Raw genomic sequence first — 12,325 nt, forward strand, 5'->3', positions numbered from 1 at the left:
GCGTCACGTGACGGAACACGGCACGCGGGCTGTTCACCGCACGGCGTCGGCCAACCTGCGCATGGTCTCGACCGTCCGCAACCGGCCCTCACGGCTGTCGTCGAGCGGCTGGAGGTTCAGCGTGGTGACGCCGGCCTCGGCGAAGGCGGCGATCCGCTCGGCGACGTAGGACTCGGGCCCGATGAGGGACGTCGCCCGCACCAGGTCCTCGGGGACCGCGGCGGCCGCCTCGTTCTTGCGCCCGGCCAGGTACAGCTCCTGGACGGCCTCCGCCTCGGCCCCGTAGCCGTACCGGCGGACCAGGTCGTTGTAGAAGTTCTTCCCCTTGGCGCCCATGCCGCCGATGTAGAGGGCGATCCCCGGGCGCACCGCCTCCACCAGGTGACCGACGTCCTCGCCGACCGCGACCGGCACCCCGACGACGACGTCGAGCTCCCCGAGCGCCGGGTCCCGCTTGGCCTTCCCGGCCGTGAGGGACGCCCCCCAGACCTCGGCCGCCCGCTCCGGGTGGAAGAAGATCGGCTCCCACTTCTCCGCGATCTCGGCGGCCAGCTCGACGTTCTTGGGCCCCAGGGCCGCCAGCAGCACGGGCACACGCTCGCGCACCGGGGTGTTGATCAGCTTCAGCGGCTTGCCCAACCCGGTGCCCTGGGCCGCCGGCAGCGGCACGGTGTACTTCGGGCCCTCGTGGACGAGCCGCTCGCGGCGCCACACCTGGCGGCAGATCTCCACGACCTCCCGGGTCCGCTGCAGCGGGGCGTCGTAGGGGACCCCGTGCCACCCCTCGACGACCTGCGGGCCGGAGGCGCCGAGCCCGAGGGTGAACCGCCCGTCCGAGACGAAGTCCAGCCCGGCGGCGGTCATCGCGATGAGGGCCGGTGTGCGGCTGTAGATCGGCAGGATCCCGCTCATCAGCTCGACCCGCTCGGTCACCGCGGCCAGGTACCCCAGTTGGCTCACCGCGTCGAAGGTGTACACCTCGGCGACCATCGCGACGTCCAGCCCGGCCGACTCGAGGTCGCGGACCTCCCCTGCCGTCTGCCTGAAGTCCCCGGCATAGCCGGCCTGGATCCCGATCCGCACGCGCCCTCCCCGGCGTCGGTGGCCCCACCGTCGCGGCCACTGCGCCGGACGCTATCGGGGCGGCCCGGTGGGGGAGCCGGGTGGGGAGGGCGGCGCCGGGCTCAGAGCGGCCGAACCGGGCCGATCACGTGCGTGACCACCCGGACGCCGTCGATGGCGCGCGGCACGCGGGCGCCGGCCCCCGGCTCGGTCAGGTCCACCCGGACCACGTACTCCGCGTCCTGCCGGGCCAGCCCCACGCCGGCGACACCCGGGTCCCCGGCGAAGCGGGAGGCCAGCGCCGTCTTGACGGCGCGGGCAGCGGCGCGGTCGGTCATCACCCCATGGTGCCCTCCCCGGCCCCGTGGGAACAGTCAGAGGACCCCCGTGCCCCCCGCCGCTCGCACGCTCGCGCCGGGACCCTGCACGGGGCTGTCAGGAGTGGGCCACCCACTCGACCCCCAGGCTGCTCAGCACGGTCGCCAGGGGGTTGGCGAACGTCACCCCGCCGCCGGCGCTGCCCCCGGTCGCGGAGCCGGCGAACAGCAGCCCCAGCGGGGCCCGGTCGGCGCTCCGCCAGATCACCGAGCCGCTGTCCCCGCCGGCGCTGAAGGCCCCGGCCAGCCCCTCGATCTCCACCTGGTCGTCGAAGGTGTGCACGCCGTCGTCGTACCGGACGCCCACCCCGTCGACCTCCACCGCGGTGATCCGGCCCCGGGTGTGACCGGTGGTCCGGCCCACCTTCTCGACGAGCTCGTCGGGGTCCAGCTCGTCGGGCGAGACCACCGTGGCCAGCAGCGCACCACCGGGGTAGCCGGCCGGGTCGGCGTCGACCCGCTCGTCGAGGGCCGCGACCGCGGCGTCGACCAGGTTCCCCGGCTCGGGGGCCAGCCGGACGAAGCCGCTCAGCGTGCCGATCCGGTCGGCCGCCGTCCCGCCGTCGGCCGTTCCCGGCTGCAGGGCCGGGTCCCCCTCCGCGGCCGCGTTGCCGTCGGCGAGCACGTGGTTGTTGGACAGCACCAGCAGCCCGTCGTGGCCCGGCCGCCGCACGAACCCGCCGAGGGTCCCGGCGGACACGCCGGGGTGGCTCAGCGACAGCCCGGGGCGTAGCGGCCGCATCCGCCGCTGCAGCTCGCCGGGAGCGGGAGAGCCCAGCGGGTGCACCTGCCCGATCACCCGCACGTCGACCTCCTCACGGGCGCCGTCGGGCAGGCCGGCCAGCACCACGTCGGCGTCGGCCTGGTCGATCACCCGGATGGCCAGGTGCACCTGGCCCGCTCCCACCGGCCGCAGACCCAGGGCCACCCCGCTCCAGCGGCTGCTCCCGCTGGCGACGGTCCCGCCGGAGTCCGTCTTCTCACCGACCTTGCGGGGCTCGACGCTGCCGTCGGACGCCTGCCACAGCCGCCGGGACAGCCGTGCCTTCAATTCGCGGGCGGAGTCGGGGAGCACGGCGTACCTCCGGTGTCGGCCCGCGGAGTGCGGGGTGATCGGGTCGCCACTGACGGTAGGGCGGAGGACCGACAGGAGCGACGTGGGCGACACGGGGGAGGGCCGGCGACAGGGCGCGGTGGCGGGCGCTACAGTGCCGCGGAACGGTCCCGGCCGGTCACCGTCCAGGCGTCCGGCAGCCCACCCGGGCTGCCCCCCGCCGCGGTGACCGGGCACCGGTGCCGCCGACCACCGGGCGATGACGGTCACACGGGCGGGACGGCGGGTCAGGAATGGCCCGCGCCACCCCGTCGTTCTCCCCGGCAGTCGGCCGACACGGTGCCCGCACAGGCATCCGGACCCGGTTTGCACCGGGTCGACATGCCCGGGTATCGTGGTCAGCCGTGCCCAAGGTGACTTGGGCCTGCTCCCGTTCGCGGTGCACCTGGGTGTCCGATGGTCCTTCCGACCGCCGGCTGCCGGGGGCCACGCCCACCGTCTGGTGGGGAAGTGGTGGTGCCGAGTCGCGAGGGGCGACGAGTCCGGCTCGGACCAGCTGGCCGGTTCACGCGGAGGGCAACACGCCCGAGCGCGGGGGCCGGACGGTACGTCACGTGCAGACTCGGGGCCGGGACACCGGGCGCACAGACCATGTACCACCATCCAGAGCACGACCCAGCGCAGGTAGGAGATCAAGGCCACCCATGCCCACGATCAACCAGCTGGTCCGCAAGGGCCGCGAGGACAAGGTCGAGAAGACCAAGACCCCGGCGTTGAAGGGTTCCCCCCAGCGCCGCGGCGTGTGCACGCGCGTCTACACGACGACGCCGAAGAAGCCGAACTCGGCGCTGCGCAAGGTCGCTCGCGTTCGTCTCACCAGTGGCATCGAGGTGACCGCCTACATCCCGGGCGTGGGTCACAACCTGCAGGAGCACTCGATGGTGCTCGTGCGCGGTGGCCGCGTGAAGGACCTGCCCGGCGTCCGCTACAAGATCATCCGTGGCTCGCTGGACACCCAGGGCGTCCGCAACCGCAAGCAGGCTCGCAGCCGGTACGGCGCGAAGAAGGAGAAGAGCTGACATGCCCCGCAAGGGTCCCGCTCCCCGCCGTCCGCTCGTCGCCGACCCGGTGTACCAGTCGCCGCTGGTCACCCAGCTGGTGAACAAGGTGCTCGTCGACGGCAAGCGCTCGGTCGCCGAGTCGATCGTCTACGGCGCCCTCGAGGGCTGCCGCGCCAAGAACGACACCGACCCGGTCGTCACGCTCAAGCGTGCGCTGGACAACGTCAAGCCGGCCCTCGAGGTCCGCAGCCGCCGCGTCGGTGGTGCGACCTACCAGGTCCCGGTCGAGGTCCGCGCCTCCCGCAGCACCACGCTGGGTCTCCGCTGGCTGATCCAGTACAGCAGGGCGCGCCGGGAGAAGACGATGACCGAGCGCCTCATGAACGAGCTGCTCGACGCCAGCAACGGCCTGGGGGCCGCGGTCAAGCGCCGCGAGGACACCCACAAGATGGCCGAGTCGAACAAGGCCTTCGCGCACTACCGCTGGTAACTCGCCACACCGGCGCCGCCGTCGGCGGGGCCCCCGGGGGATCCCCGGCACCCGCGCACGGACACACACGCAAGAGGAGTTCTGGACATGGCCAGCAATGCGGCCCACCTCGCCAAGACCCGCAACATCGGGATCATGGCGCACATCGACGCCGGCAAGACGACGACGACCGAGCGGATCCTCTTCTACACCGGTATCAACTACAAGATCGGTGAGGTCCACGACGGCGCGGCCACGATGGACTGGATGGAGCAGGAGCAGGAGCGCGGCATCACCATCACGTCCGCCGCGACCAAGTGCACCTGGAACGACCACGACATCAACATCATCGACACCCCGGGTCACGTCGACTTCACCGTCGAGGTGGAGCGGTCGCTGCGGGTGCTCGACGGTGCGGTCGCCGTGTACGACGGCGTCGCCGGCGTGGAGCCGCAGACCGAGCAGGTCTGGCGGCAGGCGGAGAAGTACGGCGTCCCGCGCATGTGCTTCGTCAACAAGCTCGACCGGACCGGCGCGGACTTCTTCCGCTGCGTCCAGATGATGATCGAGCGGCTGGCCGCCAACCCGCTGGTGCTGCAGCTGCCGATCGGCGCCGAGGCCGACTTCATCGGCGTCGTCGACCTGGTGCAGATGAAGGCCCTCACCTGGCGCGGTGAGACCAAGATGGGCGAGGACTACGCCATCGAGGAGATCCCCGAGGAGCTCGCCGACCAGGCCGCCGAGTACCGCGAGAAGCTGCTCGAGAACATCGCGGACTTCGACGACTCGCTCATGGAGGCCTACCTCGGCGGCGAGGAGATCTCCGTCGAGCGGCTGAAGGCCGCGATCCGCAAGGCGACCATCGCCGCGCAGGTCAACCCGGTCCTCACCGGTACCGCCTTCAAGAACAAGGGCGTCCAGCCGCTGCTCGACGCGGTCGTCGACTACCTGCCCAGCCCGCTGGACGTCGAGGCCATCGTCGGCACCGCGCTCGACGGTGAGACCGAGGTGCTCCGGCACGCCGACGAGGACGAGCCGTTCTCCGCGCTGGCGTTCAAGATCCAGACCGACCAGCACCTGGGCAAGCTCACCTACGTCCGGGTCTACTCGGGCCGGCTCGACGCCGGGTCCCCGGTGCTCAACAGCACCAAGGACCGCAAGGAGCGGATCGGCAAGATCTACCAGATGCACGCCAACAAGCGCGAGGAGCGCGATGGCGTGGGTGCCGGTCAGATCGTCGCGGTGAACGGCCTGAAGCAGACCACCACCGGTGACACGCTCTGCGACCCGCAGAAGCCGGTCATCCTGGAGTCGATGACCTTCCCGGCCCCGGTCATCTCGGTGGCCATCGAGCCGAAGACCAAGGGTGACCAGGAGAAGCTGGGCACCGCGATCCAGAAGCTCGCCGAGGAGGACCCGACCTTCCAGGTCCGCCTGGACGAGGAGACCGGCCAGACCGTCATCTCCGGCATGGGCGAGCTCCACCTGGAGATCCTGGTCGACCGGATGCGGCGGGAGTTCCGCGTCGAGGCGAACGTCGGCAAGCCGCAGGTCGCCTACCGCGAGACCATCCGCAAGCGGGTCGAGAAGGTCGACTACACCCACAAGAAGCAGACGGGTGGGTCCGGCCAGTTCGCCAAGGTGCAGGTGACGATCGAGCCGCTCGAGGTCGCGGCCGACGGCCCGACCTACGTGTTCGAGAACGCCGTCACCGGTGGCCGCATCCCGCGCGAGTACATCCCCTCGGTCGACGCGGGCATGCAGGACGCCATGCAGTACGGCATCCTGGCCGGCTACCCGATGGTCGGGGTCAAGGCGACCCTGGTCGACGGCCAGTACCACGAGGTCGACTCCTCGGAGATGGCCTTCAAGATCGCCGGCTCGATGGTCTTCAAGGAGGCCGCCCGCAAGGCCAGCCCGGCCCTGCTCGAGCCGATGATGGCCGTCGAGGTCGTCACGCCCGAGGACTACATGGGCGACGTCATCGGCGACCTGAACTCCCGCCGCGGCACCATCCAGGCGATGGACGAGCGCTCCGGCGCCCGCGTCATCCGGGCGCTGGTCCCGCTGTCGGAGATGTTCGGCTACGTGGGTGACCTGCGCAGCCGCACCCAGGGACGGGCGAGCTACACCATGGTGTTCGACACGTACGCCGAGGTCCCGGCCAACGTCGCCAAGGAGATCATCGCCAAGGCGACCGGCGAGTGAGCGGAGGGCGGGTCACCCTCCCGCCCTCCCCCTGAGCACAGCCCACCCCAGAGTTCGCGCACCACGCGACACCACGAGGAGAGGAACCCAGTGGCCAAGGCCAAGTTCGAGCGGACCAAGCCGCACGTCAACATCGGCACCATCGGGCACATCGACCACGGCAAGACCACGCTGACCGCGGCGATCACCAAGGTGCTGCACGACAAGTACCCGGACCTCAACGAGGCGTCGGCCTTCGACCAGATCGACAAGGCGCCCGAGGAGAAGGCCCGCGGCATCACGATCTCGATCGCCCACGTCGAGTACCAGACGGAGCACCGGCACTACGCGCACGTCGACTGCCCCGGGCACGCCGACTACATCAAGAACATGATCACCGGTGCGGCGCAGATGGACGGCGCGATCCTGGTGGTCGCGGCGACCGACGGCCCGATGCCGCAGACCAAGGAGCACGTCCTCCTGGCCCGCCAGGTCGGCGTCCCCTACATCGTCGTGGCGCTCAACAAGGCCGACATGGTCGACGACGAAGAGATCCTCGAGCTCGTCGAGCTGGAGGTCCGCGAGCTGCTGTCCGAGTACGAGTTCCCGGGTGACGACGTCCCCGTGGTCCGCGTCTCGGCGCTGAAGGCCCTCGAGGGCGACGCCGAGTGGGGCGACAAGCTCATGGAGCTCATGACCGCCGTCGACACGGCGATCCCCGAGCCCGAGCGCGAGATCGACAAGCCGTTCCTCATGCCCGTCGAGGACGTCTTCACCATCACCGGTCGTGGCACCGTCGTGACCGGTCGCGTCGAGCGCGGCATCGTCAAGGTGTCGGAGGAGGTCGAGATCGTCGGCATCCGCCCGACCTCGACCAAGACCACCGTCACCGGTGTCGAGATGTTCCGCAAGCTGCTCGACCAGGGCCAGGCCGGTGACAACGTCGGTCTGCTGCTGCGTGGCATCAAGCGCGAGGACGTCGAGCGCGGCCAGGTCGTCGTGAAGCCGGGTTCCATCACCCCGCACACGAACTTCGAGGGCTCGGTCTACATCCTCTCGAAGGACGAGGGTGGCCGGCACACGCCGTTCTTCAACAACTACCGTCCCCAGTTCTACTTCCGGACGACGGACGTTACCGGCGTGGTCACCCTGCCCTCGGGCACCGAGATGGTCATGCCCGGTGACAACACCGAGATGACCGTCGAGCTGATCCAGCCCATCGCCATGGAGGAGGGCCTGCGGTTCGCCATCCGTGAGGGTGGCCGCACCGTCGGCGCCGGCCGGGTCACCAAGATCGTCAAGTAACACCTCGACGGGCGGCGGCCGTCCCACGGCCGCCGCCCGTCGCCGGGTCAGCAGACCCGACCCCCAGGGTCAGCAGACCCCACAGACACGAACACCGATCGGCAGGAGCGAGAACAGGCGATGGCGGGACAGAAGATCCGCATCCGGCTGAAGGCCTACGACCACGAGGCCATCGATGCCTCGGCGCGGCGCATCGTGGACACGGTGACGAAGACCGGAGCGCGCGTCGTCGGCCCGGTGCCGCTGCCGACGGAGAAGAACGTGTACTGCGTCATCCGCTCGCCGCACAAGTACAAGGACTCGCGCGAGCACTTCGAGATGCGTACGCACAAGCGCCTCATCGACATCCTCGACCCGACGCCGAAGACGGTCGACGCGCTCATGCGCATCGACCTGCCGGCCTCGGTCGACGTCAACATCCAGTAAGGGCTGTCCCAGACATGGCGAGCACATTTCGTGGGCTCCTCGGCGAGAAGCTGGGGATGACCCAGGTCTTCGACGAGAACAACCGCATCGTGCCGGTGACCGTCGTCAAAGCGGGTCCCTGCGTGGTCACCCAGGTGCGCACCCCCGAGCGCGACGGCTACTCCGCCGTCCAGCTCGGGTTCGGCGAGATCGACCCGCGCAAGGTGAACCGCCCGGTGGGCGGCCACTTCGCGAAGGCGGGCGTCACGCCGCGGCGGCACCTGGTCGAGCTGCGCACCGAGGACGCCGGCCAGTACGAGGTCGGCCAGGAGCTGACGGCCGAGGTCCTCTCGGACGTCGCCAAGGTCGACGTCATCGGCACCAGCAAGGGCAAGGGCACCGCTGGTGTCATGAAGCGGCACGGCTTCAAGGGCCTGGGCGCGAGCCACGGCACCCAGCGCAAGCACCGTTCGCCCGGCTCGATCGGTGGCTGCGCCACCCCGGGTCGCGTGTTCAAGGGCCTGCGCATGGCCGGTCGCATGGGCGCGGTCACCACGACCACGCTCTCGCTGAAGGTGCACAAGGTCGACACCGACAAGGGCCTCGTGCTGATCAAGGGTGCCGTTCCCGGCCCGCGCGGTGGGCTGCTGCTGGTCCGCTCCGCGGTCAAGGGCGGCCCCGTGGGGAGTGACGCCAAGTGACCGCCTCGACGAGCGAGCGCGCCGACCGCCAGGTCGACGTCCGGACGCCGGCCGGCACCACCTCGGGGCAGGTCACCCTCCCCGGTGAGCTGTTCGACGCCCCGGCCAACGTGGCGCTGCTGCACCAGGTCGTCGTGGCCCAGCTGGCCGCGGCCCGCCAGGGCACGCACTCGACCAAGACCCGCGGCGAGGTCAGGGGTGGTGGCGTCAAGCCCTACCGCCAGAAGGGCACCGGCCGCGCGCGGCAGGGCTCGATCCGCGCTCCGCAGTTCGCCGGCGGTGGCATCGTCCACGGCCCGCAGCCGCGGAACTACGAGCAGAAGACCCCCAAGAAGATGAAGGCCGCCGCCCTGCGCGGTGCCCTCTCCGACCGGGCCCGGGAGAACCGGGTGCACGTGGTCTCCGGGTTCGTCGAGGGCGACGCCCCCTCCACCAAGGCCGCTCTCAAGGTGCTCGACGCCCTCACCGCCGCCAAGCGGGTGCTGGTCGTCCTGGACCGCGAGGACGTCCTGAACTGGATCAGCCTGCGCAACGAGCCCCGGGTCCACCTGATCGAGGCCGGCCAGCTGAACACCTACGACGTGCTGGTCAGCGACGAGGTGGTCTTCACCGAGGCCGCCCTCGCCGAGTACGTCGCGGGTCCCGCCAAGGGCGGCAAGGGCCGGGCCAGCTCGGCCGAGCTCCCCGACCTGCACACCAGCGAGGTCGACGACGTCGTGCCGTCGATCGCCCCGGCCACCGCGCAGACGGCGACCGACGAGACCACTGAGGAGAAGGCGTGAGCGTCCGCGACCCCCGGGACGTACTGCTGTCCCCGGTCATCTCGGAGAAGAGCTACGGCCTCCTGGACGAGAACAAGTACACGTTCATCGTCCGGCCGGATGCCAACAAGACCCAGATCAAGATCGCTGTTCAGCAGGTCTTCAACGTGAAGGTCCTGTCGGTCAACACGATCAACCGTCAGGGGAAGAGGAAGCGCTCCAAGGGCGCTGTGATGGGCAAGCGCAAGGACACCAAGCGCGCCATCGTCTCCGTGGCCCCCGGCGACCGCATCGAGCTCTTCGGGGGGCCGGGCGCCTGACGCCCGGACCCACCGATCGGACCAGAGGACTCTGAGGAACCATGGCCATCCGTAAGTACAAGCCGACGACGCCGGGCCGCCGCGGCTCGTCCGTCGCCGACTTCGCCGAGGTCACCCGCGACCACCCCGAGAAGTCGCTGGTCCGGCCGCTCCACGGTCGCGGCGGGCGCAACGTCCACGGCCGCGTGACCGCGCGCCACCAGGGCGGCGGGCACAAGCGCGCCTACCGGGTGATCGACTTCACCCGCGCGGACAAGGACGGCGTGCCGGCCAAGGTCGCGCACATCGAGTACGACCCGAACCGCACCTCGCGGATCGCGCTGCTGCACTTCGCCGACGGTGAGAAGCGGTACATCATCGCGCCGGCGAAGCTCAAGCAGGGCGACACGGTCGAGTGCGGCCCCGGGGCCGACATCAAGCCCGGCAACAACCTGCCGCTGCGCAACATCCCGGTCGGCACCGTCATCCACGCCATCGAGCTGCGGCCCGGTGGCGGGGCGAAGATCGCCCGTTCGGCCGGCACCAGCGTCCAGCTGGTCGCCCGTGAGGGCCGCTTCGCGCAGCTGCGCATGCCCTCCGGCGAGATCCGCAACGTCGACGTGCGCTGCCGCGCCACCGTCGGCGAGGTGGGCAACGCCGAGCAGTCGAACATCAACTGGGGCAAGGCCGGCCGCATGCGGTGGAAGGGCAAGCGTCCCACCGTCCGCGGTGTCGCGATGAACCCGGTCGACCACCCGCACGGTGGTGGTGAGGGCAAGACCTCCGGTGGTCGCCACCCGGTGAACCCGAACGGCAAGCCCGAGGGCCGTACGCGCAAGCGCAAGGCCAGTGACGCCCTGATCGTGCGCCGCCGGCGCACCAACAAGAAGCGCTGAGCGGGAGAGGAGTCCGTCAGACATGCCACGCAGCCTGAAGAAGGGCCCGTTCGTCGACGACCACCTGCTCGCGAAGGTGGACGCACAGAACGACAAGGGCACCAAGAACGTCATCCGCACCTGGTCGCGGCGTTCGACGATCATCCCCGACATGCTCGGGCACACGATCGCCGTGCACGACGGCCGCAAGCACGTCCCGGTGTTCGTCACCGAGGCGATGGTCGGGCACAAGCTCGGCGAGTTCGCGCCCACCCGCACGTTCCGTGGGCACGTCAAGGACGACCGCCGGTCGCGGCGCGGCTGAGCGACCAGGTAGAGAAGAGAGTCAGATGACTTCCCAGTTGGGACAGGAGACGCAGGTCGCCCGGGCCACCGCCCGGTTCGTCCGCGTCACCCCCATGAAGGCCCGGCGGGTGGTGGACCTCGTCCGCTACCTGCCGACCGACGAGGCACTGGCGCTGCTGCGGTTCGCGCCGCAGAGCGCCAGCGAGCCGGTCGCCAAGGTCGTCGCCAGCGCCGTCGCCAACGCCGAGCACAACCTGCGGCTGGACCCGGCAGCGCTCGTCGTCAGCGCGGCGTACGTGGACGAGGGCCCCACGCTCAAGCGGATCCGTCCGCGGGCGCAGGGCCGGGCGTTCCGGATCAACAAGCGCACCAGCCACATCACCATCGAGGTGAGCGAGGTGACCACCGACGCGGAGCTCGCTCGGCGGTCGCGCAAGGCCCGTCGGGACACCGGTCAGTCCGGCCCGGCCACCCAGCAGAAGAGCAACACGAGGGGAGGGACCCGCTAGTGGGTCAGAAGGTCAACCCGCACGGGTTCCGGCTCGGCATCACCACCGACTACAAGTCCCGGTGGTACGCCGACAAGCTGTACGCGGACTACGTCAAGGAGGACGTGGCCATCCGCAAGCTCATGGGCAAGGGCATGGAGCGCGCCGGCATCTCGAAGGTGGAGATCGAGCGCACCCGTGACCGCGTCCGCGTGGACATCCACACCGCCCGTCCGGGCATCGTCATCGGTCGTCGCGGCGCCGAGGCCGACCGGATCCGCGGCGAGCTGGAGAAGCTCACCGGCAAGCAGGTGCAGCTGAACATCCTCGAGGTCAAGAACCCGGAGGCCGACGCGCAGCTGGTCGCCCAGGGCGTCGCCGAGCAGCTCTCCAGCCGGGTCAGCTTCCGTCGCGCCATGCGCAAGGCCATGCAGTCGGCCCAGCGCAGCCCGCAGGTCAAGGGCATCCGGGTGCAGTGCTCCGGTCGCCTGGGCGGCACCGAGATGAGCCGGTCGGAGTTCTACCGCGAGGGCCGCGTGCCGCTGCACACCCTGCGCGCGAACATCGACTACGGCATCTACGAGGCCCGCACCACCTTCGGTCGCATCGGCGTGAAGGTGTGGATCTACAAGGGCGACGTGAGCGGCTCGCGCGCGGAGCGGGAGGCCCTCGAGGCCCTCGCCCAGCGTCAGGCTCGTCGCGAGCGCCCGCAGCGTCCGCGTCGGTCCGGCTCCTCGGGCACCACTGCCGGGGGCACCGAGGCCGGCCGCGCTGCCGCCGAGGGCACGACTGGTCCCGCCGAGGACACGACCGGTCCCGCCGAGGACACGACCGGTCCCGCGGAGGACACCGTCGCGGCCAGCTCGGGTGACGTCGCCGTGGAGCAGACCCTGGCCACGGCCGCCGGCACCGAGGGTGCCGCGACCGCCGAGGCGGCTGCCACCGAGAACACCACGTCAGAGCAGGGGGCCTGAG

At 70.8% G+C, this 12,325-nt stretch carries 15 protein-coding genes; 12 read left to right on the plus strand and 3 right to left on the minus strand.

Annotated features, from left to right (window positions below; translation table 11 throughout):
• Positions 1 to 33: 33 nt before the first annotated feature.
• From HK417_RS21200 to HK417_RS21210, 3 genes are all read right to left on the minus strand, one after another.
• Positions 34 to 1,083, minus strand: coding sequence for an LLM class F420-dependent oxidoreductase (locus HK417_RS21200; RefSeq protein ID WP_222271278.1), 1,050 nt, complete (start codon positions 1,081 to 1,083; stop codon positions 34 to 36).
• 101 nt (positions 1,084 to 1,184) lie between these two features.
• The gene (locus HK417_RS21205) at positions 1,185 to 1,400 is read right to left on the minus strand and encodes a hypothetical protein (protein WP_222271280.1); all 216 of its coding nucleotides are present in this window, start codon (positions 1,398 to 1,400) and stop codon (positions 1,185 to 1,187) included.
• A 97-nt stretch (positions 1,401 to 1,497) separates the two neighbouring features.
• A complete protein-coding gene (locus HK417_RS21210; protein ID WP_222271284.1) occupies positions 1,498 to 2,514 on the minus strand; it encodes a S1 family peptidase in 1,017 nt (338 codons plus the stop codon).
• 683 nt (positions 2,515 to 3,197) lie between these two features.
• On the opposite strand from HK417_RS21210, the gene rpsL reads away from it, so the two are divergent.
• From rpsL to rpsC, 12 genes are all read left to right on the plus strand, one after another.
• The gene (rpsL, locus tag HK417_RS21215) at positions 3,198 to 3,572 is read left to right on the plus strand and encodes a 30S ribosomal protein S12 (protein WP_012950487.1); all 375 of its coding nucleotides are present in this window, start codon (positions 3,198 to 3,200) and stop codon (positions 3,570 to 3,572) included.
• A 1-nt stretch (position 3,573) separates the two neighbouring features.
• Positions 3,574 to 4,044, plus strand: a complete 471-nt coding sequence (gene rpsG, locus HK417_RS21220) for a 30S ribosomal protein S7 (RefSeq protein WP_222271295.1) — start codon at positions 3,574 to 3,576, stop codon at positions 4,042 to 4,044.
• Between the two features lie 87 nt (positions 4,045 to 4,131).
• Positions 4,132 to 6,231: an elongation factor G gene (gene fusA / locus HK417_RS21225; protein WP_222271307.1), complete on the plus strand. Its 2,100-nt coding sequence runs from the start codon at positions 4,132 to 4,134 to the stop codon at positions 6,229 to 6,231.
• A 90-nt stretch (positions 6,232 to 6,321) separates the two neighbouring features.
• Positions 6,322 to 7,515 carry an elongation factor Tu gene (gene tuf, locus HK417_RS21230; protein ID WP_222271310.1) on the plus strand — a complete coding sequence of 398 codons (1,194 nt, stop codon included), beginning with the start codon at positions 6,322 to 6,324 and terminating at the stop codon, positions 7,513 to 7,515.
• 120 nt (positions 7,516 to 7,635) lie between these two features.
• Positions 7,636 to 7,941 (plus strand): 30S ribosomal protein S10, encoded by a 306-nt coding sequence (gene rpsJ, locus HK417_RS21235; RefSeq protein WP_014742859.1) that lies wholly within the window; start codon positions 7,636 to 7,638, stop codon positions 7,939 to 7,941.
• Positions 7,942 to 7,955: 14 nt separating this feature from the next.
• The gene (rplC, locus tag HK417_RS21240; protein WP_222271319.1) at positions 7,956 to 8,621 is read left to right on the plus strand and encodes a 50S ribosomal protein L3; all 666 of its coding nucleotides are present in this window, start codon (positions 7,956 to 7,958) and stop codon (positions 8,619 to 8,621) included.
• Positions 8,618 to 9,403, plus strand: a complete 786-nt coding sequence (gene rplD, locus HK417_RS21245) for a 50S ribosomal protein L4 (protein ID WP_222271321.1) — start codon at positions 8,618 to 8,620, stop codon at positions 9,401 to 9,403. Before rplC ends, rplD begins: the two co-directional genes overlap by 4 nt.
• Positions 9,400 to 9,702 carry a 50S ribosomal protein L23 gene (gene rplW / locus HK417_RS21250; protein WP_091061394.1) on the plus strand — a complete coding sequence of 101 codons (303 nt, stop codon included), beginning with the start codon at positions 9,400 to 9,402 and terminating at the stop codon, positions 9,700 to 9,702. The genes rplD and rplW overlap by 4 nt, the downstream gene beginning before the upstream one ends.
• Before the next feature lie 41 nt (positions 9,703 to 9,743).
• On the plus strand, positions 9,744 to 10,577 hold the full coding sequence (gene rplB, locus HK417_RS21255; RefSeq protein ID WP_222271323.1) for a 50S ribosomal protein L2: 834 nt from the start codon (positions 9,744 to 9,746) through the stop codon (positions 10,575 to 10,577).
• Between the two features lie 22 nt (positions 10,578 to 10,599).
• Positions 10,600 to 10,881 (plus strand): 30S ribosomal protein S19, encoded by a 282-nt coding sequence (gene rpsS / locus HK417_RS21260; RefSeq protein WP_153359827.1) that lies wholly within the window; start codon positions 10,600 to 10,602, stop codon positions 10,879 to 10,881.
• Between the two features lie 25 nt (positions 10,882 to 10,906).
• On the plus strand, positions 10,907 to 11,371 hold the full coding sequence (gene rplV, locus HK417_RS21265) for a 50S ribosomal protein L22 (protein WP_222271325.1): 465 nt from the start codon (positions 10,907 to 10,909) through the stop codon (positions 11,369 to 11,371).
• Positions 11,371 to 12,324, plus strand: a complete 954-nt coding sequence (rpsC, locus tag HK417_RS26240; protein WP_222271328.1) for a 30S ribosomal protein S3 — start codon at positions 11,371 to 11,373, stop codon at positions 12,322 to 12,324. Before rplV ends, rpsC begins: the two co-directional genes overlap by 1 nt.
• Position 12,325: the final 1 nt, after the last annotated feature.

Source organism: Modestobacter marinus, from assembly GCF_019799945.1.
GTDB classification, from domain to species: Bacteria; Actinomycetota; Actinomycetes; order Mycobacteriales; family Geodermatophilaceae; genus Modestobacter; species Modestobacter marinus_B.

Excerpts from the sequence above, each read along its gene's own strand:
- HK417_RS21205 (WP_222271280.1), bottom strand. The coding sequence starts at position 1,400 with ATGACCGACCGCGCCGCTGCCCGCGCCGTCAAGACGGCGCTGGCCTCC.
- rpsL (WP_012950487.1), top strand. The coding sequence starts at position 3,198 with ATGCCCACGATCAACCAGCTGGTCCGCAAGGGCCGCGAGGACAAGGTC.
- rpsG (WP_222271295.1), top strand. The coding sequence starts at position 3,574 with ATGCCCCGCAAGGGTCCCGCTCCCCGCCGTCCGCTCGTCGCCGACCCG.
- fusA (WP_222271307.1), top strand. The coding sequence starts at position 4,132 with ATGGCCAGCAATGCGGCCCACCTCGCCAAGACCCGCAACATCGGGATC.
- rpsJ (WP_014742859.1), top strand. The coding sequence starts at position 7,636 with ATGGCGGGACAGAAGATCCGCATCCGGCTGAAGGCCTACGACCACGAG.
- rplC (WP_222271319.1), top strand. The coding sequence starts at position 7,956 with ATGGCGAGCACATTTCGTGGGCTCCTCGGCGAGAAGCTGGGGATGACC.
- rplB (WP_222271323.1), top strand. The coding sequence starts at position 9,744 with ATGGCCATCCGTAAGTACAAGCCGACGACGCCGGGCCGCCGCGGCTCG.
- rpsS (WP_153359827.1), top strand. The coding sequence starts at position 10,600 with ATGCCACGCAGCCTGAAGAAGGGCCCGTTCGTCGACGACCACCTGCTC.
- rplV (WP_222271325.1), top strand. The coding sequence starts at position 10,907 with ATGACTTCCCAGTTGGGACAGGAGACGCAGGTCGCCCGGGCCACCGCC.